Raw genomic sequence first — 25,750 nt, 5'->3', positions numbered from 1 at the left:
GACCAACTGCCCGGCGAGGTGTCAGGCCCGCCGGTCGGCGCGCTCGCGTTGCGGCACGACCGTGTACTTCGGGTCCCGGGCCGAGGCGACGCCGCCGTGGAAGATGCCGAAGCGGGTGCAGACGGACGCGGCGAGCAGCGCGCCGCCGGAGATCGCGGACAGCAGCCGACTGCGGCGGCCGACCAGCGCGCCGACCACCCCGGCCGCGGTCAGCGACCGGCCGGCCCGCAACAACGCGCCCGGCGTGCCCTCGGTGTAGGGCTCGCTGAGCAGGCCGAGCCGGTTCTCCACCCGGTGCGAGCCCCACAGCTCCAGCGCCGCGCCGGCCACCGCGAGGCGCCGGGCCGGGCCGGCCTGCGCGCAGGGCGCGGCCAGCAGCCCCACGCCGGCGCCGCTGGCCAGCGCGCTGCCGGCGAAGATGGCCGGGAGTTCCGGGTACGCCTCGTGCCACGACGGCACCGCCGTGTCGGCCAGCAGCACCCCGGTGTACGTGGCCAGCGCCGGCGCGGTGACGGCGGCGACCAGCCCGGCGGCGTCGCCGACCGGGGGCAGCAGCCGGCGGCCCAGCCCGGGCACGCCGTGGCGCGGCAGCCGGGGTGCGACCTCGGCGATCGCGGCCAGCCCGGCGGCCGGGCCGAACGCGCTGAGGATCCAGGTGCCCACCGACATCGGCGAGGTCAGCTTCGCCACCCGCAGCATGTGGTGGAACCGGCTGGGTCGGCCCAGGTCGTTGACGAGGAAGTAGGCGCTGGCGCTCACCGCGGCGAGCGAGGTGACCCGGCCCGCGCGGCGCAGCGCCGGACGCCCGGTGAGCTGACCGCCGGCGGCCAGCAGCGAGGAACCGGCGGCGAGCCCGCCGGTGAACAGGTACGCGGCGATGTCCCACCGCCACACCGGCGGCTTCAGGATCGGCCGGCCGTAGTAGGACGTGAACTCGGCCGGCGGGACGGTGAGCTGTTCGCCGCCGCCCTTGCCGCCACGGCGGCGACGGGTGGTCGGCGCGGCGTCGCGGGGCGGGTGCGGCGCCAGCCCGGCCTCGCGGGCGCCGGCGTCGGTGTGGCCCCCGCCCGGGCCGGTGCCGTTGGCCCGGCTGCCGTTGTCGCGGCCGCCCGGGCCCTGCTCTGCGGCGGCGTCACCCGGGTCGACGGCCCGGTCCCCTCCGGCGGCGCTGCCCGGCTCGGCGGCCAGCCGCTCCCGGAAGCGACGGAACAGGGCACCCACCGGGCGGTCCGGACTCACGACGATCCTCCGACGAACGCGGCGACGGTCGCCGCCGCCATGGCCAGCGCGGCCAGCCCGGCCCGCTTCCACATCTTCGGCAGGTCCCGGGTGGTGACCACCGGATCCGGCGGCAGCCCGTACACCTCGGGCTCGTCGAGCAGCAGGAAGAACGCGCCGTCGCCGCCCACCCCGTCGGTCGGGTCGTGACCGTAGAGGCGCGCCTCCGGGACCCCCCGCTCGTGCAGCGCGGCGACCCGGTCGGCGGCCCGCTCGCGCAGCTCGTCCAGCGGGCCGTACTGGATCGACTCGGTGGGGCACGCCTGCGCGCAGGCCGGGGTCATCCCGGCGCCGAGACGGTCGTAGCAGAGCGTGCACTTCCACGCCCGGCCGTCGTCCTTGCGCTGGTCGATGACGCCGTACGGGCAGGCGGAGATGCAGTAGCCGCAGCCGTTGCAGATGTCCTCCTGCACCACGACGGTGCCGAACTCGGTGCGGAACAGCGAGCCGGTCGGGCACACGTCCAGGCAGGCCGCGTGCGTGCAGTGCTTGCACACGTCGGACATCATCAGCCAGCGGAAATCGGTCCGGCTCTCCGCGCCGCTGCCCCGCCCGGGTGGCTGCGCGCCGGGCATGCCCAGGAACTCCGGGCCGGCCGCCATCCGCGCCGCCGCCTCGGGACGCCCCGCCGGCAGACCCGGGTTGGTGCCGGTGTCGGGCGCGGTGGCGGCGCCGACCGACGCCGACGCCGGGCTGGTCGCCGGACCGGTCGGGTCGCCGGCGAACGGCGCGGTGCGGTGCCCGGCCGGCCGGGGCTGCTCGATGAACGCCACGTGCCGCCAGGAGTTCGCGGTCAGCGCGCCGGTGTTGTCGTACGACATGCCGAGCAGGTCGAAGCCCGAGTCCGGGACGCCGTTCCACTCCTTGCAGGCGACCTCGCACGCCTTGCAGCCGATGCAGACGCTGGTGTCGGTGAAGAACCCCATCCGGGGCGGCGCCTGCGTCCAGCCCGCGTCGGGGGCCGGGTCGAGCGGGCCGTAGAGGCTGTTGGCGTCAGGCATCGTTCTCTCCGTCGCGCGCCGCGGCCTCGGGGGTCTGCTCGTCGGTGCTGCCGGCCGCGTTCTCCCCACCCAGCACGTCGGTGGTCACGATCGGCACCTTCCGGTCCGGGGCCATGCCGGCCCGCCGCTGGTAGTCGCCGACCAGGTCGAGCAGCGCCGGCCCGGTGGGACGCCGGCCCGGCCGGACGTCACAGGTGCCGATCTTGCTCTCCTGGATGAGCACGTTCGGGTCCAGGGTGATGCCGAACAGGTCGTTGGCCGAGTCGCCGGTGACCAGGCCCTCGCTGCCGAAGTGGTAGGGCAGCCAGACCTGGTGGATGATCCGGCCGTCCACCCGCAGCGGGGTGAGCCGGTCGGTGACCAGCACCCGCGCCTCGATCACCGCCCGCCCGCTGACCAGGTGCGCCCAGCCCAGGTGCGCCAGGCCGACCTCGGCGGCCAGCTCCGGGGACACCTCGACGAACATCTCCGGTTGCAGCTCGGCCAGGCGCGGCACGGTCCGGCTCATCCCGCCGGCGGTGTGGTGCTCGGTGAGCCGGCTGACCGTGAACACGTACGGGAAGACGCCGCTGTGCGGCTCCGGCGGGCTCGGGTTGATCCGGTTCACCGGGTGCTCGTAGATCTTCCGGGTCGGGTTCGCCTGCTGCCCGTAGAGCGGGTTGCGCATCGGCGACTCGGCCGGCTCGTAGTGCGTCGGCAGCGGGCCGTCGAGCACGCCGCTCGGCGCGTACAGCCAGGCCTTGCCGTCGCCCTGCATGACGAACGGGTCGTCACCGGCGAGCGCCTCCGGCCCGGAGGCGTCGGCCGGTGGGCGGTACGACGGCGGCTTCGTCTTCTCGAAGTCCGGCACGTCGTAGCCGGTCCACTCGCCGGCGTCCGGGTCCCACCAGACGTACTTCTTGCGTTCGCTCCACGGCCGGCCCTCCGGGTCGGCGGAGGCGCGGTTGTAGAGCGTGCGCCGGTTCGCCGGCCAGGCCCAGCCCCACTCGGCGGCCACCCAGTCCTGCTCGTGCCGGGACTTGCGGCGGGCCGCCTGGTTGACCCCGTCGGCGTAGACGCCGGAGTAGATCCAGCAGCCGATGGCGGTGGAGCCGTCGGCCCTGGCCTCGCCGAACGCGTTCAGCGGACGGCCGGTGGCCACCTCGTAGCCGTTGATCTCCTTGAGCACCGCCTCGGCGCTGGGCTCGGCGTGCGGGCCCTGCGTCGGGTAGCCCCACGCCAGGTCCAGCAGCGCCCGGTCGCGGGGCTCGATGGAGTCGGCCAGCTTCTCCCGCAGCTTCCGGCCCAGGTGGTAGAAGAACCACAGCTCGGAGCGGGCGTCGCCCGGCGGCTCGACCGCCTTCTCCCGCCACTGCAGCATCCGCTGCGTCTGGGTGAAGGTGCCCTCCTTCTCCACGTGCGAGGCCGCCGGCAGGAAGAAGACCTCGGTGCGGCACTCCTGCGGCACGATCTCCCCGGTGGCGATCTCCGGGCTGTTCTTCCAGAACGTGGCGCTCTCGATCAGGAACAGGTCGCGCACGACCAGCCAGTCGAGGTTGGCCATGCCCAGGCGCTGGGCGCGGCCGTGCGCCGAGCCGACGGCCGGGTTCTGGCCGAGCAGGAAGTAGCCCTTGATCCCGCCGTCGATCATGTTGAGGACCTGCTGGTACGTGCCGTGGTCGCCGGTCATCCGGGGCAGGTAGCCGTAGCAGAAGTCGTTCTCCGGCGTCGCCGCGTCACCCCAGTAGGCCTTGAGCAGGCTCGCCGCGAACGCGCGCGAGTTGCCCCAGAAGCCCTTCTGCCCGGGGTGACGGATGCTGTCCACCCACTCGTCGAACGTCGGGTGGTCGGCGTGGTGCGGCATCGGCAGGTAGCCGGGCAGCAGGTTGAACAGCGTCGGGATGTCGGTGGAGCCCTGGATGCTGGCGTGCCCGCGCAGCGCCAGGATGCCGCCGCCCGGCCGGCCCATGTTGCCCAGCAGCGTCTGGATGATCGACCCGGTCCGGATGTACTGCACCCCGACGCTGTGCTGCGTCCACCCGACGGAGTAGACCAGCGCGCCGGTGCGCTCCCGGCCGGAGTTCTCCGTCCAGGCGCGGGCCAGCTCCAGGAACTTCTCCTCCGGGATGCCGCAGACCCGGGCCACCATCTCCGGGGTGTAGCGGGCGAAGTGCCGCTTGAGGATCTGGTAGACGCAGCGCGGATGCCGCAACGTCTCGTCCCGCTGGGTCTGCGCCGGCACCGGCTCGCCGTGCGACTCGTGCTCCAGCCCGGAGGCCGAGTCGCGCTCCTTGCCGGTGCCCCGGACCTTGGCGTTGCCCTCCTGACCCTCGTACTGCCAGCTGGCGTGGTCGTACGAGCCGGTCTCCGGGTTGTAGCCGGAGAAGAGGCCGTCCAGGTCCTCGGTGTCGGCGAACTGCTCGCTGACGATGGTGGCCGCGTTGGTGTAGGCCAGCACGTACTCCCGGAAGTCCAGCTCGTTGTCCAGGATGTAGCGCACCACGCCGCCGAGCAGCGCGATGTCCGTGCCCGCCCGGATCGGCAGGTAGGTGTCGGCGAGCGCGCTGGTGCGGGTGAACCGCGGGTCGACGTGGAAGACCTTCGCGCCGCGCTTCTTCGCCTCCATCACCCACTGGAAGCCCACCGGGTGGGCCTCGGCCATGTTGGAGCCCTGGATGACGATGACGTCAGCGTTGGCGAGGTCCTGCTGGAAGTCCGTCGCGCCGCCGCGACCGAAGCTGGTCCCCAGACCGGGGACGGTGGCGGAGTGTCAAATGCGGGCCTGGTTCTCGATCTGGAGCGCCCCCATCGCCGTGAACAGCTTCTTGATGAGGTAGTTCTCCTCGTTGTCCAGCGTCGCGCCGCCGAGGCTGGAGATGCCGAGCGTCCGGTTGAGCGGTCGGCCCTCGTCGTCCACGTCCTCCCAGGTCTCCGCCCGGGCGGCGAGGATCCGGTCGGCGATCATGTCGAGCGCGACGTCGAGGTCCAGGTCCTCCCAGTCGGTCGCGTACGGCCGGCGGTAGCGGACCGTGGTCTGGCGCAGCGGGCTGGTCACCAGGCTCTTGCTGGCCGCGCCCTTCGGGCAGAGCCGGCCGCGGGAGATCGGGCTGTCCGGGTCGCCCTCGATCTGGGTGACCTGCCCATCTTTGTGGAAGACCCGCTGGCCGCAGCCGACCGCGCAGTAGGGGCAGACCGAGCGGGCCATGCCGTCGGCGGTCTCGGTGCGCGCGGTCAGGTCGGCGGAGCGGGCCGACTGGGCGGCGGCGCCGCGACCGAGCGGGTCGGTGCCGGTGAGTTGCCGGTAGACCGGCCACCCCTGGATGAACGTCTTCAGACCCACCCGGGCACCCCCTCCCCGTCGAGAACGGCTCACCTCCTGCACATTAGGGCAGGCGGCCGACCCCCGCGAGTCGAGCACGAAACAGCGCCGCCCCGACCTGTCGGTCGGGGCGGCGCTGGGCGTCGGTGTGCAGGTCGCCTCTCGGCGAGTGGCACGACGCGGCTCCAGCCGAACGGTATTCCGCGAAGGCAATTTAGGTGAGGCCCGGGGACACTGGACACACCGACGCTCTGCACAACGGTACCGGGGCCACGGTTCTTCCGCTGGCCGTCGTGACCCCGGTCACCGCCGGTCTCAGCTGTTCCAGTGGGCGGCGACGATGTCGGCGGCCTGCTGCTCCCACTGGGCGTAGTGGTCGGGGTAGGCCGAGACCTGGACGGTCTGCGCGGCGACGGTCAGCGGCATGTCCTGCCAGCCGTCGACCTGCTTCAGGGCCTTGAGGAACGCGGTGGTCGAGTACTCGGGGTCGGTGATCTGCTCGACCGTGCCCCAGCCGGAGGACGGGCGCTGCTGGAACAGGCCCTGGGAGTCGTGGTCGTTGCGGTCGCCGAGGTGCCCGAGGTTCTCCAGCTTCGACTCCTGCAGGGCGGTGGCGATGGACACGACCGCGGCGCGCTCGTCCATGTCGGCCTTCTTCGTGGCGGCGATGATCGCCTTGGCGTTGGCGGTCTGCTCGTCGGTGAGGTCGATGCGCGACTGGGCGCCCTGCACGCCGTGCGGGATCAGCGTCGCGGTGTCGAGGCGGCTCTGCACGGCCACGGCGCTCTCCCGCGGCGCGGGGGTGCCGTCGGAGTGGTTCAGCGGGCCGGCGGCGAGGCCACCGGCGACGGTCAGACCGGCGATACCGAGGATGCTCTTGCGCAGCATGGTGTTCATGGGGGCTCCGTTCGGGGGTCGACGCGCCCGGGGGTGGGCACGCGAGCAGCCGTCAGGCGCTCGGAGAAGTCTTCGAGGGGGATTCCGGCGGGGCGCTCACGGGGCGCGGGGGGCCTGCTCGTGAGCACCGGGACCAGATGTAACGACCGGCTGCCCGCCGTCATTCCGGCGGGGCGCGGTGCGCGCCTGCGCGGCCGTACCCCCTGTACAACGCCCCCGCCCCCACACCGATTCCGCCTTCCGGGTGACCCCCACCACCTCAAATGCCCCCAAACCGCGCACGGCGCGCGTGGGGATGGCGCGTGTTAAGCGGGGGCCCCTCCACTACCGGAGGCGTTAAGCGGGGGCCCTTCCTTACGCCTCGGGCGGGGGCGGAGCACGCGGGAGGGGTTACCCTGATGCCATGTCGGCCACCACCAGCGCGTACCTCGCCCGGCCCGGGCGACCCGCCGTGGTGGCGCGCACCCTGGACGAGCTGGCCGGCCCCACCACCGGCATCGTCGAGCTGCCGGTGCGCCTGATGTGGAGCAGCGAACGCGCCTTCGACCTCGGCGACCCGGACGAGCTGCTCTGGATGTACGAGAACGTGCTGCGCGAGACCACCCGCGTGGCGGACCTGCGCGAGCTGATCCACGCGGGGACGCTGCGCCGGGTGTGGCCGCTGCTCAACCTGCCCCGGGGCGTCCGCCTGGCCTGGGAGGGCCGGCACGGGAGCCTGCGCGCCGCGTGACACATCCGCACGACTTCTACCGGGATGTGGCCCGGGTCGCGCTCGCCGCCGCCGGCCGGCACCGGTTCGTGCTCGGCGGCGGGGTGGCGTGGGCGGCGCACGGCCTGGTCACCCGCCCCACCGAGGACGTCGACCTGTTCGCCGACGTGGAGGGCGCCCCCGCGGCGGCGGCGGACGGCGTGCGCGCCGCGCTGGAGCGGGCCGGATACCAGGTGCAGGACGCCGACCCCGGTGGCCTGGGCGAGGTGTTCGACGGCTTCGACCGGGACCTGCGCGACTTCGTGGTGCGCCGGGACGGCCGGGAGATCCGCCTCAGCCTGGCCCGCCTGGACCGGCACCGCAGCCCGGTGGTGATGGACCTCGGGCCGGTGATGGACGTGCGGGACCTGATCGCCAACAAGACCGCCGCGCTGGTCAACAGACGCGAGGTACGCGACTTCATCGACGTCGCCGCCGCGCTGGACCGCTACGACGTGGCCGACCTGCTGGACCTGGCCCGGCAGGTGGACCCGGCGCTGGACGACGAGGACGTGCGCGCCGCCGGCCGCTACCTGGACGGCCTGGCCGACCGGCGGTTCACCCGCTACGGCCTGGACGCCGCGCGGATCGCCGAGGTGCGCCGGCGGATGGCCGTCTGGCCCCGCTGAGCGGCAGAGCCGGACGGCCGGTGGGGCGGCACCGTCACTTCGTCGGCTTGCCGCCGGTGACGCCGAGGATCTCGCCGGTGACGTAGCTGGACTCCTGTGAGGCGAAGAAGACGTACGCCGGGGCCAGCTCGGCGGGCTGGCCGGGGCGGCCCAGCGGCACGTCGGTGCCGAACTGCTTCACCTTCTCCTCGGGCATGGTGGCCGGGATCAGCGGCGTCCAGATCGGGCCGGGCGCGACGGCGTTCACCCGGATGCCCCGCTCGGCCAGGTTCAGCGCGAGCGCCTTGCTGAAGTTGGCGATGGCCGCCTTGGTGGTGGCGTAGTCGAGCAGCTGCGGCGACGGGTCGAAGGCCTGGATCGACGAGGTGTTGATGATCGTCGAGCCCTCCCTCATGTGCGGCACGGCGAGCTTGCACAGCCAGAACATGGCGTACACGTTGGTCTTGAAGACCCGGTCGAACTGCTCGGTGCTGATGTCGAGCAGGCCGTTGTCCTGCGACATCTGGTAGGCCGCGTTGTTGACCAGGATGTCGATGCCGCCGAGGTCGGCGACCGCGCGCTCGACCAGCTCGCGGCAGTTGGCCTCCTCACGCAGGTCGGTGCGGACCGCGACACCCCTGCGCCCGGCCTGCTCGATCAGGGCGACCGTCTCGCGGGCGTCCGCCTCCTCCTCCTCGCCGAGGTAGGAGACCAGGACGTCGGCGCCCTCCCGGGCGAAGGCGATCGCCACGGCGCGACCGATGCCGGAGTCGCCGCCGGTGATGACCGCCCGCTTGCCGCTGAGCCGGTCACTGCCCCGGTACGACTCCTCGCCGTGATCAGGCTTCGGGCCCATCTCCCGCGTCGACCCGGGGGCGGACTGCTGTTGCGCCGGCTGACCCTCGCGCTGGCCGTACTGCTCGGTGGGGTGCTGCGGGGTGAACTGGTCCTCGGTCATGACTGCGCCCCTACCCCGGCGGGCCGGCGGAAAACAGCGGCCGGTGACGGATGGCGGAACATCTCGGGCCGGTCTGGCGTGCGTGACAGGTGGTGGTTATGGTGCGCAACGGCGCCCACGAGGCGCGTACCCCCCATGGAAAGGCACCTCATGACCTCCTCCTCCGGCGCCTCGCGCCGACAGGTGCTGGCCGTGGCGGCCGCCGCCGCGACCGCTCCCCTGCTCGCCGGCGCGCCCGCCGAGGCGAAGCCGAAGCAGCCGAAGACCTGGGACCTGACCGTCCTCGGCACCTCGGACACCCACGGCAACGTCTACAACTGGGACTACTACAAGGACGCCGAGTTCGACGACAGCAAGCACAACGACGTCGGCGTCGCGAAGCTGGCCACCCTGGTCAACCAGATCCGCGCCGAGCGCAAGGGCCGGGCCACGCTGGTCCTGGACGCCGGTGACACGATCCAGGGCACCCCGCTGGCCACCTACTACGCCAAGCAGGAGCCGATCACCAGCACCGGTGAGACGCACCCGATGGCCAACGCGATGAACGTGCTCAAGTACGACGCGGTCACGCTGGGCAACCACGAGTTCAACTACGGCCTGCCGCTGCTGGCCACCTGGATCGAGCAGCTCGGCTTCCCGGCCCTCGCCGCCAACGCGATCAACGCGAAGACCGGCAAGCCGGCGTTCCTCCCGTACGTGATCAAGGAGGTCCGGCTCGGCGGCCACGGCGCGCCGAAGCTGCGGGTCGGCATCCTCGGCCTGACCAACCCCGGCGTGGCCATCTGGGACAAGGCCAACGTCGAGGGCCGCCTGGTCTTCGCCGACATGGTCGCCACCGCCGCCAAGTGGGTGCCGGAGATGCGCCGGCGTGGCGCCGACGTGGTCATCATCTCCGCGCACGGCGGCGACAGCGGCACCTCCAGCTACGGCCCGGAGCTGCCGAACGAGAACCCGACCGCGCTGATCGCCGAGCAGGTCCCCGGGATCGACGCGATCCTGTTCGGCCACGCGCACAACGAGGTGCCGGAGAAGTTCGTCACCAACCTGAAGACTGGCAAGGCCGTGCTCACGTCCGAGCCGTCGAAGTGGGGCCAGCGGCTCACCCGGATGGACTTCACGCTGACCCGGGAGAAGGGCTGCTGGAAGGTCGTCGACTCGTCGGCCACCACGCTGAACACCAACACCGTGGTCGAGGACCCGGCGGTGCTCGCGGCCGTCCGTGGTCAGCACGCCAAGACCGTCGAGTACGTCAACCGGGTGGTCGCGCAGTCGAGCGTGGAGTTGTCCGCCGCCGAGTCGCGCTACAAGGACACCCCGATCCTCGACTTCATCAACCACGTGCAGACCGAGGTGGTCACCGCGGCGCTGGCCGGCGGCGCGTACGCGGGCCTGCCGGTGCTGTCGATCGCCGCGCCGTTCAGCCGCACCGCGGTCTTCCCGCAGGGTGACGTGCGGATCCGCGACGTGGCCGGCCTCTACGTCTACGACAACACCCTGGAGGCGGTCGTGCTGACCGGCGCCGAGGTGAAGGCGTACCTGGAGTACTCCGCGAAGTACTTCGTCACGGTCCCGGTGGGCGCGCCGGTCAACCCGGAGACCATCAGCGACCCGGCGGTGCCGGACTACAACTACGACGTCTTCTCCGGCGTCGACTACGACATCGACATCTCCAAGCCGGTCGGCCAGCGGATCACCCGGCTGGTGCTGGCCGGCACCGACACCCCGGTGGCGGCGGACGCGCAGTTCGTGGTGGCGGTGAACAACTACCGGCGCAGCGGCGGCGGCAACTTCCCCGGCATCGTCAAGACGCAGGTCTACAACGCGCAGCAGGAGATTCGCCAGCTGCTCATCGACTGGGCGCAGGCCAAGGGCGTCATCGACCCGGCCGACTTCTTCGTGCCCAACTGGAAGCTCGTCCGCGAGGGCGTGCCGGTCTTCTGATCCACCCCGGCGGCTGGCGGGGAACGCCCCGTCAGCCGCCGGCGCGCAGGTGCCACTCGGACTCGCCGCCCGCCGGGTCCGGCCGGTCCGGGCGGGTGTCCGTCTCGGTGGACTCCGCACGCTCCTCGGGGCGGACCCGGTTCGGCAGCTCGCCGAAGCGGACGTGCCGCAGGAACGCGTACTCCTCGTCGGTGAACGACTCGCCCCGCTCGCTCATGCCCGCATTGTGCGCCCGCCCGGCCGGGACCGGTATCAACCGGGACGGCACGGGTATGCCGCCGCGAGACCGACGGCGACGAGGTGGAGGGCGACATGCGCGCGGTACGGATGACCGCACCCGGGGTGCTGGAGCTGGCCGAGGTCCCGACGCCCGAGGCCGGGCCCGGTGAGGTGCTGCTGCGCGTCGGCGCGGTCGGCGCCTGCCACTCCGACCTGCACATCCTCGACGCGGCGGCGGGGATGTTCCCCACCCCGATGACGCTGGGCCACGAGATCGCCGGCACGGTCGAGGCGGCCGGGCCCGGCGTGGACGGCTGGTCGTCCGGGGACCGGGCCGCGGTCTACGGCATCATCGGCTGCGGGCGCTGCCGGGCCTGCCTGCGCGGCGAGGAGAACCGCTGCCGGGTCACGCCGGTCGGCGGCATCGGGCTCAGCCGCGACGGTGGGCTGGCCGAGTACGTGGTGGTGCCCGCGTCCCGGCTGCTGCACGTGGGCGACATGGACCTGACCCAGGCGGCCCCGCTGACCGACGCCGGGCTGACCCCGTACCACGCGGTGGAGCTGGCCCGGCCCCGGCTGCGGCCCGGCACCACCTGCGTGGTGATCGGCATCGGCGGGCTGGGCCACATGGCGGTGCAGATCCTGCTCGCCACCACGGCGGTGCGGATCGTCGCGGTGGACACCAACGTCGCGGCGCTGGACCTGGCCAGCCGCCTCGGCGCCCACCACGTGGTGCAGGCCGGCCCCGACTCGGTCGACAAGATCCGCGACCTGGTCGGCCCGCCGCCGGACGGCGCGGACGTGGTGCTCGACTTCGTCGGCGCGCAGCCCACGCTGGACACCGCCCGGCAGGTCGTCGCGACCGGCGGTCAGCTGCTGCTCGTCGGCCTGGCCGGTGGCACGCTGCCGGTCCGGCCGGTCGCCGACGAACCGCCAACGGTGCCGCTGGAGACCGGCGTGGTGGTCCCGTTCTGGGGCACCCGCGCGGAACTCCAGGAGGTCGTCGCGCTGGCGCGGGACGGCCGGCTGCACGCCGACGTGCAGACGTTCCCGCTGGCCGAGGCGCCCGAGGCGTACGAGGCGTTGCGCCGGGGCGACATCCACGGCCGGGCGGTCATCGTCCCCTGAGCGGGGGCAGCCGGTCGAGCACGGCCAGCGCGGCCCGCACCGGCCGCCGGTCGAGCACCTCGGCGAAACTGGCCCGCCCCTGGCAGAAGCGGGCGAACATCCGCCAGCCGGGCGGGCTGGCCAGCATCGCGTGGAACACGTCGGGGCGGCGCTCGAAGACCTCCAGCAGCCGGTGCCCGGCGCGCATCTCCGGCACCAGCCGCCGGTCGACCTCCCGCCCGTACGCGTCGAGGTCACCGGCCGCGACCGCCTCGCCGGCCAGCCGACCGGAGCGCAGCGCGTAGCTGATCCCCTCCCGGCTCCACGGCTCCAGCAGGCCGGCCGCGTCGCCGGCGACCAGGACCCGGCCGTGGCGCAGCGGCGAGTCGTCGGCGCGGCAGCGGGTGAGGTGGCCCGAGTCGTGCTCGGGGCTCACCCCGGACAGTCCCACCCGATCGACGAAGTCGCGCAGGTAGGCCCGGGTCCGCTCGCCCTCACCCCGGGCGGAGATGACGCCGACGGTGAGCCGGTCGCCCTTGGGGAAGACCCAGGCGTACGAGCCGGGCACCGGCCCCCAGTCGATCAGCAGCCGACCCCGCCACCGCTGCTGCTCGGCGTCGGACACCGGCAGCTCCAGCTCCAGCCCGAGGTCGACCTGGCGGAACCGCACCCCGACGTGCCGGGCGGTCACCCCGGAGGAGCCGTCCGCGCCGACCACCGTGCGGGCGTGCACCACCTCGCCGTCGGCCAGCCGCAGGCGTACCCCGTCGGGGTCCTGCTCCACCGCGCGGACCGCGACGCCCTCGCGGACCTGGGCGCCGGCCGTGACCGCGGCGGCGCGCAACCGATGGTCGAACTCCTCCCGGCGGATCATGGTGACCAGCGGCGCGGGATGCCGGCGGGTGAACGCCCGTCGCCCGTCCCGGGTGAACGTGACCCGGTCGACCCGGTCGTGCGCGGGCACCTCGATCCGACCGTCGACCTCGGCCAGCGAGGTGCCGATCAGGCCGCCGCCGCAGGTCTTGTACCGGGGATGGGTGGCCCGCTCGACCACCAGCGTGCGCACACCGGCCCGGGCCGCCGCGACGGCGGCGGAGAGTCCGGCGGGCCCGCCACCGACCACGACGAGGTCCCAGATGATCACGGGTGCAGCCTAGCCGGCACCCCCCGCCAGGACCCTCGATCGGGTGGGCATCAACGCCGGCGGCCCGGGTAACCGCCGGTCGCCGGCCGTCCGCCGATCGGACGGTCCACCCCGAGGAGGGACGCGATGCCTCAGGTCCAGTTGTCCGCGGTCGAGGAACGGGTGTACCAGGCGGTCTCCGCGCTGGAGGTGCGGGGACACGTCCCCTACCCGGACCTGATCGCCGAGGAGACCGGAATGACCGAGGAGGAACTGCGGGAACCGCTGCACGCGCTCACCGAGCGGGGGCTGCTGCACCGGGAGGACTCGCCGATGTCCGGCCTGGACTTCGGACCGCGGTGGTGCGCACGTCAGACGGCCTGATCGCGTCGTTTGCCCCACCGGGGGCCGGGTAGCGATCGGGGATGCGTGATCGACGGTCGGTGGGGGGCGCGATGAGCGGGGACCGGTCGTCGACGCCGGGGCAGGACGCCGGGTACGACGACCGGCGCCGCTGGCGCGCGCTCGGCGTCGGCCTGGTCGCGGCGTTCATGACGCTGCTGGACGTCAGCATCGTCAACGTCGCCGTGCCGTCCATCGACCGGGCGCTCGGCGCCACCCCGAGCGACCTGCAGTGGGTGCTCTCCGGGTACGCGCTGACGTTCGGCCTGGTGCTGGTGCCCGCCGGGCGGTTCGGCGACGCGCGCGGCCGGCGTACCGCCTTCGTGGTCGGGGTGGGTCTGTTCACGCTGACCAGCGCGCTGGCCGGCCTGGCCACCTCACCGACGTGGCTGATCATCGCCCGGCTGGTGCAGGGCGCCGCCGCCGGCGTGGTCAACCCTCAGGTCAGCGGCATGATCCAGCAGCTGTTCCGGGGCGCCGACCGGGGCCGCGCGTTCGGGCTGCTCGGCGCCACCATCGGCATCTCCACCGCTGTCGGGCCCCTGCTCGGCGGGCTGCTCATCCAGCTCGGCGGCGCGGAACACGGCTGGCGGTGGGTGTTCTTCGTGAACATCCCGGTCGGCATCGTGGCCATGGTGCTCGGCTGGCGTCTCGTGCCGGCCCGGCCGGCCGGCCAGCCCGACCGGCACCGGCTCGACCCGGTCGGCGTGCTGCTGCTCGGCGTCGGCGTCACCGTGATCCTGCTGCCGCTGGTGCAGCGGGAACAGTGGCAGGGCTCGGCCAAGTGGTTGCTGATCCCGGTCGGCCTGCTGCTGCTGGCCGCGTTCGCGCTCTGGGAACGCCGCTACGCCCGGCACACCCAGCCGCTGTTCGACCTGCGGCTGTTCACGCTGCGCTCGTACACGCTGGGGGCGCTGATCGGCCTGATCTACTTCGCCGGCTTCACCGCGATCTTCTTCATCTTCACGCTCTACCTGCAGATGGGCCTGGGTTACAGCGCGCTGGTCGCCGGCCTGGCGATCACCCCGTTCGCGCTCGGCTCGGCGGTCGCGTCGGCGCTGGGCGGACGGGTGGTCACCCGCTACGGCCGGCCGCTGGTCGCCGTCGGGCTGGCGGCCGTGGTGCTCGGGCTGGTCGCGACGGACCTGGTGCTGACCGGTGGGCCGCACGACGACGTGCCGCTGCGGACCGCGCTGCCGCTGCTCGTCGCCGGCCTCGGCAGCGGGCTGGTGATCGCGCCGAACCAGACGCTCACGCTCTCCGAGGTGCCGGTGCCGATGGCCGGGAGCGGCGCCGGCATGCTCCAGACCGGGCAGCGGATCGGCTCGGCCGCCGGGATCGCGGCGGTCGGCGCGTTGTTCTTCTCCACCCTGGCGGCGAACCGGGGCGACTGGTCGGTGGCGTTCCGGCACTCATTGCTGCTGGCCGCCGGGATCATCGTGCTGGCGCTGGTCGCCGCCGTGGTGGACGTCCTCTTCGGTCACCGCCGCTCCTGACCGCCGTCGCCGGGCCGGCGTGACGCGTGCCGGTCGGCCAACCGGGGCGGAAGACCCGGGAAACTCTGCGCGACAGGGGCAGCGCCGGACAGGTCGACGGCGGTAGATACAAGGGTCATGACGAACACCCTCGACCGTCGTACCCTGCTGCGCCTGGCCGGAGCCTCCGCCGGCACCGCCGTGCTCGCCGGCGCCACCCTGGCCGGCACCGCCCCCGCCGGCGCGGCCACCGCCGCGTTCCGCCACGGCGTCGCCTCCGGTGACCCGCTGCCGGACGGGATCCTGCTCTGGACCCGGGTCACCCCCACCCCCGACGCGCTGCCCGGCTCCGGCGCCGGCCCGGACGTGGAGGTGACCTGGCAGGTCGCCGCCGACCCGGACTTCGCCGCGCCGGTGGCCGCCGGCACGTTCCCCACCGGGGCGGCCCGCGACCACACCGTGAAGATCGCCGTCTCCGGCCTCGCCCCGGCGACCACCTACTGGTACCGCTTCGGCTACGCCGACGCCTGGTCGCCGACCGGCCGCACCACCACCGCCCCGCCCGACGACGCGGCGGTGGACCGGTTGCGCCTGGGCGTGGTGTCCTGCGCGAACTGGGAGGCCGGCTACTTCGCGGCGTACCGACGGCTGGCCGACCGGGACGACCTGAACCTGGTCGTCCACCTCGGTGACTACCTCTACGAGTACGGGACCGGCGAGTTCGCCGCCGCCGGCCGGGTGGTGCGGCCCACCCAGCCGCCGCACGAGGTGCTCACGCTGGCCGACTACCGGATCCGACACGCGCTCTACAAGACCGACCCGCACCTGCAGGCGCTGCACGCGGCGGTGCCGTGGATCATCACCTGGGACGACCACGAGGTGGCCAACGACGAATGGTCCGGTGGCGCGGAGAACCACACGCCCCGCACCGAGGGACCGTTCGCCGACCGGCTCGCCGCCGCCCGGCAGGCGTACCTGGAGTGGATGCCGGTGCGCGTCGGCGTCGACGGGGCGATCTACCGGCGGTTCCGCTTCGGCCAGCTGGCCGAGCTGTCCATGCTGGACCTGCGCTCGTACCGGTCGGCGCAGGCCACCGGCACGGCCGTCGACGACCCGGCCCGCACCATCACCGGTGACGCCCAGATGGCCTGGCTGAAGGCCGGCCTGTCCGGGTCCACGGCCCGCTGGAAGCTGGTCGGCAACCCGGTGATGATCGCCCGGGTGGACGTGGGCGCGCTGCCGGCGTGGCTGCTCGGCCCGCTCGGCAAGCTGCTCGGCATCCCGGAGAACGGCGCGGTGCTCAACGCCGACCAGTGGGACGGATACAACGCCGACCGCAACGAGCTGGTGGACCACGTCCGGGCCACCGGCACCCGGGACGTGGTGTTCCTGACCGGCGACATCCACACCTCCTGGGCCAACGAGGTCACCACCCGCGCTACCGGGTCGGCGAATCCGGCCGCGGCTGAGTTCGTGGTGCCGTCGGTGACCAGCGACAACGTCAACGACTTCCTGAAGCTGCCGGCGGGCAACGCGCTGAGCCAGCTCGGCGCTGGCCTGATCCGGTCCACCAACCCGCACGTGCGGTGGACCGAACTCGACGGACACGGGTACGGGGTCTTCGAGGTGACCCCGCAGCGCTGCCGGATGGACTGGTACCACCTGGCCGACCGCACCAGCAGCACCAGCGGCAGCCGGTGGGTGGCCGGCTGGTCGGTGGGGGCCGGGTCGTCCCGGCTGCGGGCCGAGGCCGCGCCGGCCTGACCCCTTTCCGGTACGCGCGAAGGCCGGCACCCCGGTCTCGGGGTGCCGGCCTTCACGTCTTACTTGGTCCAGTGCTCGGCCACGATGTCGGTGGCCTGCTTCTCCCACTGGGCGTAGGCGTCGGGGTAGGCGGAGACCTGGACGGTCTGGGCGGCGTCGGTCAGGGGCATCTTCTCCCAGCCGTCGACCTGCTTCAGGCCCTTGAGGAAGGCCAGGGTGGAGTACTCGGGGTCGGTGATCTGCTCCGGCGTGCCCCAACCGCTCGACGGGCGCTGCTGGAACAGGCCCAGCGAGTCGTGGTCATTCTTGTCGCCGAGGTGGCCGAGGTTCTCCAGCTTCGACTCCTGCAGGGCGGTGGCGATCGAGATGACCGCGGCCCGCTCCGGCAGGCCGGCCTTCTTCGTGGCGGCGATGATCGCCTTGGCGTTGGCGGTCTGCTCGTCGTTCAGGGTGATGCGGGACTGCTCGCCCTGCACGGACGCGACCGCGACGGGCTTGGCGGCGGCGTGGGCGGGGGTGTCGGTGTGGGCGGCGACCGGACCGGCGAACACGCCACCGGTGAAGGCCAGACCAGCGATACCCAGGATGCTCTTGCGCAGGATCGTGTTCATCGGGGGGCTCCATTCGGGGGTCAACACACCGGGGGGTGTGGGCACCGTCAGGCGCGCGAAAAGTCTTGAGGGGATCCGGCACGCTCGTGGAGCCGGGGGGCCAGCTCACGGGGCCGGGGATGTCCGGCTGGCTCGCGGGGCGGGGGGCCTCGTCGCGGCGCCGGGATGATGTGTAACGACCGTCCGCCCACCGTCATTCCCGTGGGCGGGGCGGCGGCTCGGGGGCTCGCTGCCTGCTCGGTCGTTCACCCGTCTACAACGCCGCCGACCCGCCGCCGATTCCACGCCCGGGTGCCGCCCACCACCGCCGAACCGGACACCCACCCCACCCGGGCAGCCGGGCAACCATGGGTGATCCCGACACAGGAGACACCCACCCCGATCCACCCGTCGCCCGTTGACTCCCGTCGGTGGAACGCCACGGGTGCGTACCGGCCTCGGAGACACCCATGGCGTTCCACCCACCGCCCGTTGATCTCGTCGGTGGAACGCTATGGGTGCCTCCCGACCTCGGAGACACCCATGACGTTCCACCCACCGGCCCACCAGCCGACGAGTGGAACGCCATGGGTCCCTCAACCGCGCATGGACACCCAGGTCCCAGTCCCTGAGGAAGGGAACGTCGACCGGCACCCGCCGCCGAACAGCGGCGGCGGGACGACAGCGCCCCGCCCGTTTCCGGCCGGAACCAGCCGCGACATCGTCTCGCCGAACGACGGCCTGGCCCCGAGCGCGACGGACGGGGACGTGGAACGGCCGGCCCCGGAAGCCGGGGCCGGCCGTTCCCGCGTCACGGGGTCACCACACCTGCTGGACGATGTCCGCGGCCTGCTCCTCCCACTGCGCGTACGCGTACGGGTAGGCGGACACCTGGACCGTCTGCGCCGCGGTGGTCAGCGGCAGGTCCTGCCAGCCGCCGACGTTCTTCAGCGCGCCGAAGAACGCCTTGCTGGCGTACTCGGGGTCGGTGATCTGCTCGGACGTGCCCCAACCGGACGACGGGCGCTGCTGGAACAGACCCTCCGAGTCGTGGTCGTTGTACGCGCCGAGGTGACCGAGGTTGTAGAGCTTGGACTCCTGCAGGGAGGTGGCGACGCCGATCACGGCGCCCCGCTCCCCCACGCCGGACTCCTTGGCCGCCTTGACGATGGCCTTGGCGTTGTCGAGCTGGGCGTCGTCGAGCGGGATGCGCGACTGCGCGCCCTCGACGCCGTGGGGCATGAGCCGGTCCCGCGCCGGCCGGTCGGCCTTGCTCGGCACCTTGTCGCTGCCGGTGGTCAGGCCGGACTTCACCGTCTCGGTGGCGGTCTTCTTGCCGGTGGCCAGGTCGATGGCGGCCTTGGCGCCGGCGTGCGGTCCGCTGGTCACCGGGGCGGCGACGGCGGTGGGGCCGAAGGCCAGCCCGCCCAGGGCGGCCACGCCCGCGACGGTCAGCACGGCGCGGCGGTTCTGGGCGAGGTCGGTGGTCCTGGCGACGGCGGTCTTCGCGATGGCGGGGAGCCATCGGGTGAAGTGCTGCTTCACGATGGTTGCCCTTTCGATCGTTACGACGCGCTCCGGGGTGAGCGCCCCTAGGCGGACTACCGGCGGGTACGGGGTTTGCGATGCCGGCGGTACGGGGAACACAACCCGCTCGACGTGTCGGTCATTCCGGATATGCCTGGCGCGGCGAGAGCTGCGGTCCAGGTCACCCGGGGTATCGGACAGCCAGGCCCGGCCCGTGCCGGAACCGGACGATCAGGCCGGACGGCCGAACCGGACCAGCACGTGCCAGAGCTGCTTGAGGTGCTGGTGGGTCACCTCGGCCGGCCCGCGGTCGGCCCAGCGCCGCGGCTCGCGTACCAGGGATGCGGCGGCGCGACCGACGAGCGCCGCGTGCAGCGGCTCCCCCGGCCGGGCGAACTCGGCGTGCACGCGGGCCGCCAACGGCGGGATGTCCGGTCCGCGGAACTCGGCGTCGACGTCGTCCACGGCCAGTTCGAAGCCGGGGTGCCAGCGCAGCGCGAAGCCGTGCCGGGCGGCCGTCGCGGCCAGCAGCCGTCCCTCGCGGGTGCCGCGGAAGGACGGGTCGCAGACCACGGCCTCGACGTCGCGGGCGAGGCTCAGCTCGCCGTGCACCTGCGCCTCGATGTAGTCGTCCAGCGCGCGACCGGCCTGCTCTGATGCCCGTTCACGCCGGCGCAGGAGTGCCCGCAGCAGGGTGCCGGTGTCCATTCCGGCCACCCCCAGGCTGACGCCCGTTCCCTCGGTCGCGCTCAGCAGCGCGGCGAGGACCGGCTCGAAGACGACGGCGGTGCCGACCTCGGTCGGCCCGAGGTGGCTGTCGCCGAAACAGAACGTGGCGCGGGCCAACGCCTCCGGACGCAGCCGCAGGTGACAGGAGCCGAACCGGGGACAGGCGCCGTCCGGATGGTCGAGCAGGTTCAGGCCGCCGTACCTGGGACGCTCGGCGGGGAGCACACCGGGACGCTGGTACGCGCCGCCGAACAGCGCGGCTTCCCACACGTCCCGGTCGCCGCCGGGGAACGCGGTCAGCCCACCGTTGCCGATGCCGGTCTCGAACTGGCTGCGGTAGACGCCCTCCTCGTCGAGTGCCTCGGCCACGGTGCGGCCGTCGCGCAGCAGCCGGTCCGGGTGGAAGTTGAGCGTCAGCCGGCCGTGCGCGGTCACCGCCGCGAGGACCTCCTCGTACCGGTAGGACGTGCCCGAACCGGCGAGATGCTTCGCGATGACGGCGAGCGCCGCCGGGCGGTCGCGCAGGGCGACGTCACGCACGTGTCGCAGCGCGGCGGACTGGGCTTCGGTCAGGACGGTCGCCGGCACGGCGTCGAGTATCGCGGGCCCGGCGTCCGGGCGGCGAGGGGTTTCTTCCTGGAGGACGGCGGGGCGGTGTATCCCTGCTCCACCGTGGCCGACGATCCTAACCGTGGGCGGCGGCGCCGAGGCGGGCCAGCAGGTGCGCGTTGCCGCCGGTGGCCGCGAGTTGGCGCAGCAGCTGATCCAGGGCGGCCTGCCGGTCCAGCGTGGACAGCGCCGATCGCAGTGCCCGCAGGCGGTGCCGCTCGACGTCGGTGCAGAGCAGGTCGTCCCGCCGGGTGCCGGAGGCCCGCAGGTCGACGGCCGGGAAGGTCCGCCGGTCGGCGAGCGCCCGGTCCAGCCTCAGCTCGGCGTTGCCGGTGCTCTTGAACTCCTCGAAGATGAGGGTGTCGGCGGCCGAGCCGGTCTCCACCAGGGCCGAGGCCAGGATGGTCAGCGAACCGCCCTCCTCGATCGCGCGGGCCGCGGCGAGCAGCTGCTTGGGCGGGGTCAGCGCGGCCACGTCGACACCGCCGGAGAGCGTACGCCCGGCCGAGCGGACGGTGAGGTTGTAGGCACGGCCGAGGCGGGTCAGCGAGTCGAGCAGCACGACCACGTCGTGCCCCAGCTCGACCAGACGCTTCGCCCGCTCGATCGCCAGCTCCGCCACCGTGGTGTGGTCCTGCGGCGGACGGTCGAACGTGGCCGCGACGACCTCGCCCTTCACCGACCGAGACATGTCGGTGACCTCTTCCGGCCGCTCGTCGACCAGCACCACCATCAGGTGGCACTCCGGGTTGTTGCGGGTGATCGCGTCCGCGACCGCCTGCAGCACCATCGTCTTACCGGCCTTCGGCGGCGACACGATCAGCGCCCGCTGACCCTTGCCGATCGGCATCACCAGGTCGATCACCCGGGTGGTCAGGATGTGCGGCTCGGTCTCCAGCCGCAGCCGCTCCCGTGGGTACACCGGCGTGAGCTGGTAGAAGTCACGCCGCCGGCGGGCCTGCTCCGGCGGCACGCCGTTGATGCCGTCCAGCCGCTCCAACGGCACCGGCCGGCCCGGACGCGGGGCGGCGAGGACCGTGCCGGTGACCAGGTCACCGCGGCGCAGGCCGTGCCGGCGCAGCTGACCGGCGGCGAGGTGGACGTCGGCGGCGGACGGCAGGTAGCCGTCCACCCGGAGCCACGCGTGCCCGTCGACGATGTCGACGACACCGCTGACGGGACGTGATGCGGAGGTCATGGGGGTTGCCTTTCGGGACCGTGCCGGCCGGTGCGGACGGCAGGGGAAGGAGTGCCTGCGGGAACCCGCCGGGCGGAAAGCCGGGGATGCGACCACGGGCGGAGAGCCGGACAGGACCGGCCACCTGGGGAGATCGGACGTCGGGCGGCGCCGTGCGCCAGCTTCCGGGTCCACAGGCAGGCTAACCCCTCGGCGGCGCGGCGGGCAAGCGGATCGGCGCCCCGGCGCGGCGTTACAGTGAGGCACGCGTCCACCGGGAAGGCTCGCACCGTGACTGCTACGACCGTGGTCGACCAGGTCGATCTGGGGGACCACGTCTGCTGGATCCACGACGACGACGGCGACGCGCTCGACACCGTCGGCCGTTTCGCCGCCACCGGGCTGCGCCGCGGCCACAAGGTGGTCTGCTTCACCGAGACGTCCACGCCGCAGGCGGTCCGCGCCCGGGTCGACGCCGTCGGCGTGCCGACCGAGGCCGCGGTGGCGGCGGGCCAGCTGCGCATCCTGCCCGCCGTGGAGGCATTCCTGGTCGGGGGCCGGCCGACCCCGGCCGCCATGGCCGAGGCCGTGCGCGACGAGGTCACCCGGGCCCGGCGGGAGGGCTATCCGGGGGTACGCCTCAGCGGCGACATGGCGTGGGTGCTGGGCACCGCGGTGAGCCTCGACGAGCTGCGCCGCTACGAACAGGCGCTCAATCCCCTCTTCCCGGACAGCCGGGTCGCCGGTCTGTGCCTGTACGACCGGCGCCGGTTCCCCGCCGAGCAGTTGCGGATCCTCGCGGCGGCCCACCCGGGCACCGCCGGGCCGCGTCCGCCGCGCACCTGGTCCCCGCTGCTGCGCGCGTACCGGGTGGGTGATCCGCCCGGCCTGAGGCTGGTGGGGCAGGTGGACCGCAGCAACCGCGACGCGTTCATCGCGCTGCTCGCCGACCTGACCGCCGGGGAACGCGCGCCGGCCGGGCCGCCGGTGCTGGACCTGACCGACCTGAGCTTCGCCGACGCCGGCGCCGCCACCGAGCTGGCCCGGGCCGACCGGGCCAGCCACACCGGCATCCGGCTGGTCGGCTGCCGACCGGCGCTGCACCGGCTGCTGCACGTGCTGGGCGGCGTGACCTCCGGGGCCCCGGCATGAGCGCGCCGACCGCTGTGGGGCTGCGGCACGAGCTGTCGTTCTACACCGACGCCGCGAGCCTGCTGGCGGTCGCGGTGCCGTTCGTCCAGGAGGGACTGGCGGCCGGTGAGCCGGTGCTGGTGGCCGCGCCGGCGCCCCGGCTGGCGTTGCTGCGCGCCGCGCTCGGGCCGGCAGCGGACACGGTCGGATGGGCCGACATGGGCGAGGCCGGGCGCAACCCGGGACGGATCATTCCCTGGGTGCTCCAGGCGTTCGCCGACCGGCATCCCGGCCGGCGGGTGCGGGTCATCGGCGAGCCGATCTGGGCCGGACGCTCGGTGGAGGAGTACCCGGCCTGCGCCCAGCACGAGGCCGCGATCAACGGGGCCCTGGCGGACCGGGCGATGACCGTCCTGTGCCCGTACGACGCCGGCCGGCTCGAGCCGGGGGTGCTCGCGGAGGCCCGCTGCACCCATCCGACGCTCGTGGAGCGTGGTGGGCGCCGCCGCGTCGCCGGGTACGCGCCGGCGGAGGTGACCGCGCGGCACAACCGACCGCTGCCCGCACCCGGCGGGCCGGTGTCGGTGCTCCGCTACACCCTGGACACGCTGCCGGAGGTCCGCCGCTTCGTCGCCGGGCACGCGAGCGCCGGCGGGCTGGACGCGGACCGGGTGGCCGACCTGCAGATCGCGGTCACCGAGCTGGCCACCAACAGCGTCGCCCACGCCGCCGGGTCGGGGACGCTGCGGTTCTGGCTCACCGACCGGCACGTGGTGTGCGAGGTCCACGACGACGGCCGGCTGTCCGACCCGCTGGCCGGTCGGCTCGCTCCCGGGCACGACGGCATCGGCGGGCGCGGCCTGGTCATCGTGCACGCCCTGTGCGACCTGGTGCGGGTGCACACCGGGGTCGCCGGCACCACCGTCCGGCTGCACCTGCGGAGAGGGGACACCGCGTGACGACGCCCGCACACCTGCTCCGCCCGGTCGGCCGGGTGGAGTCGTCGTTGACCGATCCGGCCACCGCGCCCTGTCAGGGCGACGAGGGCGCGCCGCAGGCGTGGCTGGTGTTCGACGAGGCGTACCTCCCGGCGCTGGCGGGCCTGCGCCCGGGCGCGGAGGTGCTGGTGCTGACCTGGCTGGACCGGGCCCGGCGGGACGTCCTCACGGTGCACCCGCGCGGTGACCTCACCCGCGCGGAGGCCGGGGTGTTCGCCACCCGCTCGCCGCACCGCCCCAACCCGGTCGGCGTGCACCGGGTACGCCTGCTCGAGGTGACCGGCGCCCGGGTGCGGGTGGACGCGTTGGAGGCGCTGGACGGCACGCCCGTCGTCGACCTCAAGCCGGTGCTCGACGGGGAACGCTGAGCCGCCCGGCTCAGTGGCCCCGGGCGATCCACTCCTGAAGGTGCGGCGCCTCGGCGCCGACGCTGGTGTCGTCGCCGTGCCCGGTGTGCACCACCGTCTCCGGCGGCAGGGTGAGCAGCCGGGTGCGGATGGACTCGACGATGGCGCCGAAATCGCTGTAGGAACGGCCGGTGGCGCCGGGACCGCCGGCGAACAGGGTGTCGCCGGTGAAGACCGCGCCCAGCTCCGGGGCGTACAGGCTGCACGCTCCCGGGCTGTGGCCGGGCGTGTGCAGGACCCGCAGCGTGGCCCCGCCGACGGTGACGGTCTGCCCGTCGGTGAGGTCGCCGTCCGGTGGCGTGTCGGGGTGGACCTGGTCCCACAGCACCCGGTCGGCCGGGTGCAGCAGGACCGGCGCGCCGGTGGCCCGGGCCAGCTCGGGAGCGACCCGGACGTGGTCGTCGTGGGCGTGGGTGGCCAGGATCGCCAGCACGCGGCGGTCGCCGACCACCGCGCGGATCGCGGCCACGTCGTGCGGCGCGTCGACGACGACGCACTCGGTGTCGTCGCCGATCACCCAGACGTTGTTGTCCACGTCGAAGGTCTGCCCGTCCAGGGAGAACGTGCCGGACGTGACGGCGTGGTCGACGTGGGCGGTCACGGGAAGACCACCACCGAGCGCAGCACGTCGCCGTGGTGCATCCGGGTGAACGCCTCCTCGACCTGGTCCAGCGCGATCTCCTCGGTGACGAACGCGTCCAGGTCCAGCCGGCCCTGCCGGTACAGCTCGGTGAGCATCGGGAAGTCGCGGCTGGGCAGGCAGTCGCCGTACCAGCTGGACTTGAGCGCGCCGCCGCGCCCGAACACGTCGAGCAGCGGCAGGTCGACGGTCATCTCCGGGGTGGGCACGCCGACCAGCACGACCGTGCCGGCGAGGTCGCGCGCGTAGAAGGCCTGCTTCCAGGTCTCCGGGCGGCCGACCGCGTCGATCACCACGTCGGCGCCGAATCCGCCGGTGGCGGCGCGGATCGCCTCGACCGGGTCGTCCTCGGAGGCGTTGACGGTGTGGGTGGCGCCGAACCGGCGCGCCCAGTCGAGCTTGCGGGAGTCGGTGTCGACCGCGACGATCGTGGTCGCGCCGGCCAGGGCCGCGCCGGCCACCGCGGCGTCGCCGACGCCGCCGCAGCCGATCACCGCGACGGAGTCGCCCCGGGTCACCCCGCCGGTGTTCATGGCCGCGCCGAGGCCGGCCATCACGCCGCAGCCGAGCAGGCCGACGGCGGCGGGCCGGGCCGACGGGTCGACCTTGGTGCACTGGCCGGCGTGCACGAGCGTCTTCTCGGCGAACGCGCCGATGCCGAGCGCGGGCGACAGCTCGGTGCCGTCGGTCAGGGTCATCTTCTGCGCCGCGTTGTGGGTGGCGAAGCAGTACCAGGGGCGGCCGCGCCGGCAGGCCCGGCACTGCCCGCAGACCGCCCGCCAGTTGAGCACCACGAAGTCGCCGGGGGCCACGTCGGTGACGCCGTCGCCCACCTGCTCGACGATGCCGGCGGCCTCGTGGCCGAGCAGGAACGGGTAGTCGTCGTTGATGCCGCCCTCGCGGTAGTGCAGGTCGGTGTGGCACACGCCGCAGGACTGGACGCGGACCACCGCCTCGCCCGGCCCCGGGTCGGGCACCACGATCGTGGTGACCTCCACGGGCGCGCCCTTGCGCCGCGACACGACTCCCCGGACTTCCTGGCTCACGGTCGTCTCCTTCGTTCAGGTCCTGTGCCGAACCTACCGCCGATCATCGCCGGCGGCCCGGCGCCGACCGGCGGAAT

General features: G+C 73.7%; 22 protein-coding genes and 1 pseudogene. 10 read left to right on the top strand and 13 right to left on the bottom strand.

Annotated features, from left to right (window positions below; translation table 11 throughout):
• Positions 1-21: 21 nt before the first annotated feature.
• The 4 genes from nrfD to COO58_RS10450 all read right to left on the bottom strand — a co-directional run bounded on the left by nrfD (position 22) and on the right by COO58_RS10450 (position 6,474).
• On the bottom strand, positions 22-1,239 hold the full coding sequence (nrfD, locus tag COO58_RS10470; protein WP_091574385.1) for an NrfD/PsrC family molybdoenzyme membrane anchor subunit: 1,218 nt from the start codon (positions 1,237-1,239) through the stop codon (positions 22-24).
• Positions 1,236-2,279: a 4Fe-4S dicluster domain-containing protein gene (locus COO58_RS10465; RefSeq protein ID WP_091574384.1), complete on the bottom strand. Its 1,044-nt coding sequence runs from the start codon at positions 2,277-2,279 to the stop codon at positions 1,236-1,238. The genes nrfD and COO58_RS10465 overlap by 4 nt, the downstream gene beginning before the upstream one ends.
• The gene (gene fdh / locus COO58_RS10460) at positions 2,272-5,598 is read right to left on the bottom strand and encodes a formate dehydrogenase (RefSeq protein ID WP_255292579.1); all 3,327 of its coding nucleotides are present in this window, start codon (positions 5,596-5,598) and stop codon (positions 2,272-2,274) included. The genes COO58_RS10465 and fdh overlap by 8 nt, the downstream gene beginning before the upstream one ends.
• Positions 5,599-5,892: 294 nt before the next feature.
• Positions 5,893-6,474, bottom strand: coding sequence for a hypothetical protein (locus COO58_RS10450; RefSeq protein WP_098744791.1), 582 nt, complete (start codon positions 6,472-6,474; stop codon positions 5,893-5,895).
• A gap of 403 nt (positions 6,475-6,877) precedes the next feature.
• Here COO58_RS10450 and COO58_RS10445 point away from each other — a divergent pair, with 403 nt between their 5' ends.
• Both COO58_RS10445 and COO58_RS10440 read left to right on the top strand, forming a co-directional pair.
• The gene (locus COO58_RS10445; RefSeq protein ID WP_091574380.1) at positions 6,878-7,204 is read left to right on the top strand and encodes a hypothetical protein; all 327 of its coding nucleotides are present in this window, start codon (positions 6,878-6,880) and stop codon (positions 7,202-7,204) included.
• Positions 7,201-7,851, top strand: a complete 651-nt coding sequence (locus tag COO58_RS10440; RefSeq protein ID WP_098744790.1) for a nucleotidyl transferase AbiEii/AbiGii toxin family protein — start codon at positions 7,201-7,203, stop codon at positions 7,849-7,851. The genes COO58_RS10445 and COO58_RS10440 overlap by 4 nt, the downstream gene beginning before the upstream one ends.
• A gap of 34 nt (positions 7,852-7,885) precedes the next feature.
• Here COO58_RS10440 and COO58_RS10435 read toward each other — a convergent pair whose 3' ends face one another.
• Complete coding sequence (locus COO58_RS10435) at positions 7,886-8,788, bottom strand: SDR family oxidoreductase (RefSeq protein ID WP_091574378.1); 903 nt, start codon at positions 8,786-8,788, stop codon at positions 7,886-7,888.
• 150 nt (positions 8,789-8,938) lie between these two features.
• Here COO58_RS10435 and COO58_RS10430 point away from each other — a divergent pair, with 150 nt between their 5' ends.
• Complete coding sequence (locus COO58_RS10430; RefSeq protein ID WP_091574377.1) at positions 8,939-10,729, top strand: bifunctional UDP-sugar hydrolase/5'-nucleotidase; 1,791 nt, start codon at positions 8,939-8,941, stop codon at positions 10,727-10,729.
• A 31-nt stretch (positions 10,730-10,760) separates the two neighbouring features.
• Here COO58_RS10430 and COO58_RS10425 read toward each other — a convergent pair whose 3' ends face one another.
• On the bottom strand, positions 10,761-10,946 hold the full coding sequence (locus COO58_RS10425) for a hypothetical protein (RefSeq protein ID WP_091574376.1): 186 nt from the start codon (positions 10,944-10,946) through the stop codon (positions 10,761-10,763).
• 95 nt (positions 10,947-11,041) lie between these two features.
• Here COO58_RS10425 and COO58_RS10420 point away from each other — a divergent pair, with 95 nt between their 5' ends.
• Entirely contained in the window at positions 11,042-12,076 is a 1,035-nt protein-coding gene (locus tag COO58_RS10420) for an NAD(P)-dependent alcohol dehydrogenase (RefSeq protein ID WP_091577607.1), read from the top strand.
• Here COO58_RS10420 and COO58_RS10415 read toward each other — a convergent pair.
• The gene (locus COO58_RS10415) at positions 12,063-13,199 is read right to left on the bottom strand and encodes a geranylgeranyl reductase family protein (protein WP_098744788.1); all 1,137 of its coding nucleotides are present in this window, start codon (positions 13,197-13,199) and stop codon (positions 12,063-12,065) included. The two genes, COO58_RS10420 and COO58_RS10415, sit on opposite strands and share 14 nt — an antisense overlap.
• A 126-nt stretch (positions 13,200-13,325) precedes the next feature.
• Between COO58_RS10415 and COO58_RS10410 the strand changes: the two genes are divergently transcribed.
• From COO58_RS10410 to COO58_RS10400, 3 genes are all read left to right on the top strand, one after another.
• On the top strand, positions 13,326-13,562 hold the full coding sequence (locus COO58_RS10410; protein ID WP_091574374.1) for a hypothetical protein: 237 nt from the start codon (positions 13,326-13,328) through the stop codon (positions 13,560-13,562).
• Between the two features lie 71 nt (positions 13,563-13,633).
• Positions 13,634-15,076 (top strand): MFS transporter, encoded by a 1,443-nt coding sequence (locus tag COO58_RS10405; protein ID WP_098744787.1) that lies wholly within the window; start codon positions 13,634-13,636, stop codon positions 15,074-15,076.
• A 117-nt stretch (positions 15,077-15,193) separates the two neighbouring features.
• Complete coding sequence (locus COO58_RS10400; RefSeq protein WP_098744786.1) at positions 15,194-16,819, top strand: alkaline phosphatase; 1,626 nt, start codon at positions 15,194-15,196, stop codon at positions 16,817-16,819.
• A gap of 59 nt (positions 16,820-16,878) precedes the next feature.
• Here the strand turns inward: COO58_RS10400 and COO58_RS10395 are convergent, their stop codons facing one another.
• From COO58_RS10395 to rho, 4 genes and pseudogenes are all read right to left on the bottom strand, one after another.
• Positions 16,879-17,430: a hypothetical protein gene (locus COO58_RS10395; protein ID WP_098744784.1), complete on the bottom strand. Its 552-nt coding sequence runs from the start codon at positions 17,428-17,430 to the stop codon at positions 16,879-16,881.
• 798 nt (positions 17,431-18,228) lie between these two features.
• The gene (locus COO58_RS10390; RefSeq protein WP_091574370.1) at positions 18,229-18,954 is read right to left on the bottom strand and encodes a hypothetical protein; all 726 of its coding nucleotides are present in this window, start codon (positions 18,952-18,954) and stop codon (positions 18,229-18,231) included.
• Positions 18,955-19,167: 213 nt separating this feature from the next.
• Positions 19,168-20,253: a DUF3626 domain-containing protein gene (locus COO58_RS10385; protein WP_091574369.1), complete on the bottom strand. Its 1,086-nt coding sequence runs from the start codon at positions 20,251-20,253 to the stop codon at positions 19,168-19,170.
• Between the two features lie 97 nt (positions 20,254-20,350).
• Positions 20,351-21,454, bottom strand: a pseudogene (rho, locus tag COO58_RS10380) (transcription termination factor Rho); the annotation flags it as partial.
• Between the two features lie 288 nt (positions 21,455-21,742).
• On the opposite strand from rho, the gene COO58_RS10375 reads away from it, so the two are divergent.
• From COO58_RS10375 to tsaA, 3 genes are read left to right on the top strand one after another with little or no spacing between them, the layout of a single operon-like run.
• Positions 21,743-22,603: an MEDS domain-containing protein gene (locus COO58_RS10375; RefSeq protein ID WP_176558785.1), complete on the top strand. Its 861-nt coding sequence runs from the start codon at positions 21,743-21,745 to the stop codon at positions 22,601-22,603.
• A complete protein-coding gene (locus COO58_RS30465) occupies positions 22,600-23,541 on the top strand; it encodes a sensor histidine kinase (RefSeq protein ID WP_098744781.1) in 942 nt (313 codons plus the stop codon). The genes COO58_RS10375 and COO58_RS30465 overlap by 4 nt, the downstream gene beginning before the upstream one ends.
• Positions 23,538-23,948 carry a tRNA (N6-threonylcarbamoyladenosine(37)-N6)-methyltransferase TrmO gene (tsaA, locus tag COO58_RS30460; protein WP_091574365.1) on the top strand — a complete coding sequence of 137 codons (411 nt, stop codon included), beginning with the start codon at positions 23,538-23,540 and terminating at the stop codon, positions 23,946-23,948. Before COO58_RS30465 ends, tsaA begins: the two co-directional genes overlap by 4 nt.
• 10 nt (positions 23,949-23,958) lie before the next feature.
• Here tsaA and COO58_RS10360 read toward each other — a convergent pair whose 3' ends face one another.
• Positions 23,959-24,588 (bottom strand): MBL fold metallo-hydrolase, encoded by a 630-nt coding sequence (locus tag COO58_RS10360; RefSeq protein WP_091574364.1) that lies wholly within the window; start codon positions 24,586-24,588, stop codon positions 23,959-23,961.
• Positions 24,585-25,673, bottom strand: coding sequence for an S-(hydroxymethyl)mycothiol dehydrogenase (locus tag COO58_RS10355; RefSeq protein WP_098744780.1), 1,089 nt, complete (start codon positions 25,671-25,673; stop codon positions 24,585-24,587). Before COO58_RS10355 ends, COO58_RS10360 begins: the two co-directional genes overlap by 4 nt.
• Between the last annotated feature and the right edge of the window lie 77 nt (positions 25,674-25,750).

It is taken from the genome of Micromonospora sp. WMMA1996 (genome assembly GCF_002573675.1).
GTDB classification, from domain to species: domain Bacteria; phylum Actinomycetota; class Actinomycetes; order Mycobacteriales; family Micromonosporaceae; genus Micromonospora; species Micromonospora sediminicola.
This window is presented reverse-complemented; position numbering and strand designations above follow the sequence as displayed.

Coding starts and splice junctions, on each gene's coding strand:
- COO58_RS10430 (WP_091574377.1), top strand. CDS start 8,939: ATGACCTCCTCCTCCGGCGCCTCGCGCCGACAGGTGCTGGCCGTGGCG.
- COO58_RS10425 (WP_091574376.1), bottom strand. CDS start 10,946: ATGAGCGAGCGGGGCGAGTCGTTCACCGACGAGGAGTACGCGTTCCTG.
- COO58_RS10450 (WP_098744791.1), bottom strand. CDS start 6,474: ATGAACACCATGCTGCGCAAGAGCATCCTCGGTATCGCCGGTCTGACC.
- COO58_RS10400 (WP_098744786.1), top strand. CDS start 15,194: ATGACGAACACCCTCGACCGTCGTACCCTGCTGCGCCTGGCCGGAGCC.
- COO58_RS10405 (WP_098744787.1), top strand. CDS start 13,634: ATGAGCGGGGACCGGTCGTCGACGCCGGGGCAGGACGCCGGGTACGAC.
- COO58_RS10445 (WP_091574380.1), top strand. CDS start 6,878: ATGTCGGCCACCACCAGCGCGTACCTCGCCCGGCCCGGGCGACCCGCC.
- COO58_RS10435 (WP_091574378.1), bottom strand. CDS start 8,788: ATGACCGAGGACCAGTTCACCCCGCAGCACCCCACCGAGCAGTACGGC.
- COO58_RS10420 (WP_091577607.1), top strand. CDS start 11,042: ATGCGCGCGGTACGGATGACCGCACCCGGGGTGCTGGAGCTGGCCGAG.
- COO58_RS30465 (WP_098744781.1), top strand. CDS start 22,600: ATGAGCGCGCCGACCGCTGTGGGGCTGCGGCACGAGCTGTCGTTCTAC.
- COO58_RS10410 (WP_091574374.1), top strand. CDS start 13,326: ATGCCTCAGGTCCAGTTGTCCGCGGTCGAGGAACGGGTGTACCAGGCG.
- COO58_RS10395 (WP_098744784.1), bottom strand. CDS start 17,430: ATGAACACGATCCTGCGCAAGAGCATCCTGGGTATCGCTGGTCTGGCC.
- COO58_RS10465 (WP_091574384.1), bottom strand. CDS start 2,279: ATGCCTGACGCCAACAGCCTCTACGGCCCGCTCGACCCGGCCCCCGAC.